The organism is Paraburkholderia sp. RL18-085-BIA-A (assembly GCF_046027075.1).
Lineage (GTDB): Bacteria > Pseudomonadota > Gammaproteobacteria > Burkholderiales > Burkholderiaceae > Paraburkholderia.
This window is the reverse complement of sequence record NZ_JARESU010000288.1, coordinates 1-4,441: the sequence shown is the minus strand read 5'-3', so window position 1 is coordinate 4,441 and position 4,441 is coordinate 1. Positions and strand designations below refer to the sequence as shown.

3 protein-coding genes are annotated in these 4,441 nt (G+C 58.9%); 2 read left to right on the top strand and 1 reads right to left on the bottom strand.

Features of this window, described 5'->3' with window-relative positions:
- Nucleotides 1-1,150: 1,150 nt before the first annotated feature.
- Entirely contained in the window at nucleotides 1,151-2,026 is an 876-nt protein-coding gene (locus P0D89_RS51100) for a cyanophycinase (RefSeq protein ID WP_408370541.1), read from the top strand.
- A 156-nt stretch (nucleotides 2,027-2,182) separates the two neighbouring features.
- Complete coding sequence (locus P0D89_RS51095; RefSeq protein WP_408370537.1) at nucleotides 2,183-3,007, top strand: cyanophycinase; 825 nt, start codon at nucleotides 2,183-2,185, stop codon at nucleotides 3,005-3,007.
- Here P0D89_RS51095 and P0D89_RS51090 read toward each other — a convergent pair.
- The gene (locus tag P0D89_RS51090; protein WP_408379342.1) at nucleotides 3,004-4,290 is read right to left on the bottom strand and encodes a transglutaminase-like domain-containing protein; all 1,287 of its coding nucleotides are present in this window, start codon (nucleotides 4,288-4,290) and stop codon (nucleotides 3,004-3,006) included. The two genes, P0D89_RS51095 and P0D89_RS51090, sit on opposite strands and share 4 nt — an antisense overlap.
- Nucleotides 4,291-4,441 lie beyond the last annotated feature (151 nt).

Genomic DNA, 4,441 nt, shown 5'->3' with positions numbered 1-4,441 from the left:
AGTTCCGAGTCAACCAGAACATCAAACCGAAAGCGTGAATCTACGCGCACGGCTTCGTGCGCCCGCGCCGCGTGGTTGTGTCCAGCGTGAACGCTCTGCCGACATTGCCGTCTTCATTGCTGGCTGACTTGCTTTGTCGCGCGCGGCTTGAAGAGTGTCCACGTCGCGCCGAAAACTGATCAGCGCGACGCGTGAATGAAATCAGGTGTAACCAAACTCTGGGGGTTCGCGTTGCTCGCGCTCGAGCTCCCTGGACCTCTCAGGTGCGTGCAAGCTACCCGCAACAGTTCGCGAAAGTCCGCTTCGGGGCGACCCTAAGCTGGTACCTCGACGCCCGTTCTTGGCCCGGTGCCGCCTCTGCTTTAGGCATATGCGACTGAAGTCACCGCGAGCTGCGATTGGCGGCACGCGACCCACAACCGCCCTTCGATCCCGCGTACCCTTAACGGCGGCTTCCAAGGTACAACGGCCGTTCGCGTGGTTGTGTCGGCCGGCGAGTACTCAGCATGTTGCAGCCATTCGGATAGCCGCAGATTTCGCTGTTTGGGAATGTTGGCTCACGAGAAAGTTCAACCGTCCGAGTCAACGAACAACGGATCTTCAGAGTTGCCGAGAGCAGCCGTTCGAACTTCCTACCTTCAACCGTCGATGGTAAGGATCGAACGCATAGATTGGCAGGCACTCGCAAGTTGGATTAGCCGCTTTCGCCCGCGTCAAGAATTTTCAATTTTCCTGAGAACTTACATCATGAGGTGGGAAGCCGGAAAGCAAAAAGCCCGGCCGCGCGATGACTGGGCTACGTGAATCTGTTGGTGCCCCTGATTCGAACAGCCAGTCATCGCTCTTGCTCCGCGTGACGGGCGAATGTCTAAGCTGGTCATTCAGCGACGCAGCAGATCCGCACCACATTGGTTCACTTTTGCACCATAATGCAATGGAAATTGATTCTTAGTGCGCACCGCTCTAACTGGAATTTTTTCAGCCTCTGGTCGGATGCAGGGCCGCGAAGCGATGGCTCGCAGGCTCGGCTGGAACGATTCTCGCTTACGGAACTGGGACCCGCGACAGCGGGCGGATTTGCCCGCCAGCGGACGACTCCGGGGGCCGTACCCACTGCGGACAATATGATCAAGCCTTGCGAGGAAAAGATATGCGTCCGGGAAGACCGCCCAAAAACCCCACACGGGGCTTTATTGTTCCGATCGGCGGGGCCGAGAATAGGGTCCAGAACCCCGTCATACTGCGCCGCTTCGTCAAACTGTGCGGCGGCCCGAGCGCGCATATTGCGGTCATTCCGACGGCTTCGTCGTTGGACACTACGGGCGATGTGTATGGATCGGTGTTCGGTGATCTTGGTGCCGGACAGATCAGCATCCTGCCATTCAAAAGCCGCGGGGACTGCGAGTCACAGCAATATCTTGAGGTGCTCGATCACGCTGATGGTGTCTTCATGACAGGGGGCGATCAGGTGCGCCTCGCCGAGATGCTGAGCGGCACGTCGGCTGCGCAAAAGCTCTGCAGCCGTAATTTGCATGGCATGCACATCGCCGGTACCTCCGCCGGGGCTTCGGCGATGTCGAGCGCGATGATCGCCGGCGGCAGGAGCGGCGCCACGCCTCGTGCCGGCATGGTCGACCTCGCAGCGGGCTTGGGGCTTGTCAGCCGCTTTGTAATCGACCAGCATTTCAGCCAGCGTGACCGGCTCGGGCGCCTGCTCACTGCGGTCGCGTCGATCCCCTTCGGAGCCGGCATTGGGCTCGACGAAGATACGGCTGCGTTCATCGGTCCGGACGACACGCTCGAGGTGGTCGGTACCGGGAGCGTCACCATCATCGAAGGGTCGAGCCTGCACAACTCCGCCGTCGATTCGACCCGCCATGGCGAACCGGTAGGGTTGACCGGGGTACGCCTCCATATCCTTACTGACGGCAACCTGTACGACTTGGGAAGCCATACGCTGCTGCGCTCGGGGCTCACTGCAAAGAGCCACGGCACGGCCTGCTTGGACGCTACCGCGTTGACGTGATCGTTGGAATTATCCGCTGACCGATTCCGCTGATAGTTTGATCGGTTCATTGCAAAACGCCGGCGCCCTTCTGCGCCTGCCCGCAACGTCGCCGCGCTTCCATCTATAAGACCGTGACGGTGTAGGACTGCCGGCTCTGAGTTAAGGGGTGAAAGTTTGAATCGTTCAAGAGCGCTCGCGGCCGGGACAAGAGGCTTTATCGTCGCCGTAGGCGGTGACGGCAAAGCGGCCCGCAAGGCGGCCCCTATCCTGCGGCGCTTCGCTGAGCTTTGCGGTGGCTCCCGCGCGCACATCGCCATTGTCTCGGCAGGCTCTGATGAAGAGGATTTTGGCGACCGTTACGAACGGGCATTCCGTGATCTCGGCGTCAATCGCGTCAGTGCATTCAACTTCGAGAATCGAACGGATTGCGAAAGGGCAAGGGACGACTCGCTCGGCGGCGTTGACGGGGTTTTCCTCATCGGGAGCGATCCGGCCCGCCTCTCCGAGACGCTCAGCGCCACGCCCGTCGCTCAGCAAATAGGCCGCCTGAATGCAAAGGGGACGCACGTTGCGGGCGTCTCGGCCGGCGCAGCGTTTCTGCCAAGGCAAATGATCGCAGCCGGGAAAAGTGGCACGACGCCCCGCGCGGATATAGTCGAATTGGCACCGGGCTTATGCCTGATCGACAAGTTGGTTATCGACCAACACTTTCGCCACCAGGACCGGCTTGGGCGCATGCTGATGGCGTTGACCTACAATCCGGATGCCATTGGCATCGGGCTCGATGAAGACACCGCTGCATTCATCGGTCCGGACCAGAAGCTGCAAGTCGTGGGGACGGGAGGCATCACCGTCGTCGATACCTCCCAACTCCAGCACTCCGCGATTCATCCCGATCGCCGCCATGCGCCGGTTAGCATGATCGGCCTGCACCTCGACATTCTGGTTGAAGGCAACGCCTACGACATGTCTGCGCATCTGGCCAGCATCGGTCACTAATGTGACGGATCGAATGACGGCCTGAGCGCTTTGATGATTCTGATCTGAATCTCCGGAATAAATAGTTCCGAATACCGCAAGTCCTGATCGATGTTTTCCCACGAGCCCGGCTTGCAGATCTTGCACATCTTTTCAGTTCTGCTGTTTTCTATATAAACCCACGATAGCGCACCAAAGAATCGATCGTGCTTTTCCGGAACACCATCCGACGAGCTCTCCATCGGAACCCATCCGACCTCCGGCACATAGAATTCCACCCACGCGTGATCGTTATCGGGTGTGCATACCGAGCCGACCGGCACATACCTCAGCTTGTACTCGGGTACCTTGAAATCGCCGACGGGTCGGCAAGCGACGCCGCAAAGCCTCAGCAGCCCGATGATCAGCTCCATGTACTTGCCGCAGGTTCCCTCGCCGAGCCGCAACGTCTCGACGGGGCTCGTACATCTGCTGTTGCAGCGGTACCCGAGCCGGCTATAGACGTATTCGCGCACGGCTTTGGCAATCCTGATCACATTGCCGCGCTCTTGCGGGGGAATGCATGCAAGCAGGCGCTCCGCAATATCCTTCAATTCCTGTCTGCCCATGTCATAGCGGGACTCTTCTTTCAGAAAGCGCCGCCTGATATCTGCAGGATAGTCGTCCGTACTCGCGCCGTTCAGCTTGTACCGGATACCGTAAGCCTCGAGGATTGCGTGGTAGCCAAAAATACGACACTCCTTGTCCAGCCTTATCCTGGTCAGGTCAAACTCAACAATCGCGTTACCGTCCTCGTCCTCTGTGACGGCCGCGGGAATATCGCCGATCGTCTCGAGCGATTTGACTTTTTGCCTCGGCGTGTCGACGGGTATCGACAGTCTGATGCACAGCTTGATGCCTTCCAGGTCGTCGAGGATATCGCCAATAGGCTTGAGCATTTCGGCATAGGTGAACTCGATTTCATAGCCTCCCGACAGGCAAAAATTGTTTCCCCCACCGAGATCCGTGAGCTGATAGTCGAGCCGCTCGATGAATCCATCGCGGGCGTCGTTTCTGAGCTTGATATTGGCGCTCCCGTTTGACGTCAGCTCCGAGCCCGCGTCGTCAAACACGTCCCAATTGCACTGGTTGTAATACACATAAACGCCCGGCTCTTTCGCATCGGACGTCTTGACAGCGGCTATGCCCACCGCGCCGTCATGCGGTACCGTAACCGACGCGACATGTGTTCCATCAAGATCAACGATATGGACGGCACGGCTGACGCCGCGAAGTATCAGGAGCCGATCGCCGTGCAGCGTCATGTCGTTGATGCCGTTTCCAATGCGAACCGTCCGTATCAACTCGTTGTTCTCGACAACCAGCAGGCCGCCCGTCACGTCGGCGACGTAGTATCGGCCGTCCTTCCAGCACAACCCGACGATGCTCTGCGCAGCATCGATCGTGATCGGATCC

Bases quoted from the DNA above. Each gene is read 5' to 3' on its own strand.
- P0D89_RS51100 (WP_408370541.1), top strand. From the start codon at position 1,151: ATGCGTCCGGGAAGACCGCCCAAAAACCCCACACGGGGCTTTATTGTT.
- P0D89_RS51090 (WP_408379342.1), bottom strand. From the start codon at position 4,290: ATGACGCTGCACGGCGATCGGCTCCTGATACTTCGCGGCGTCAGCCGT.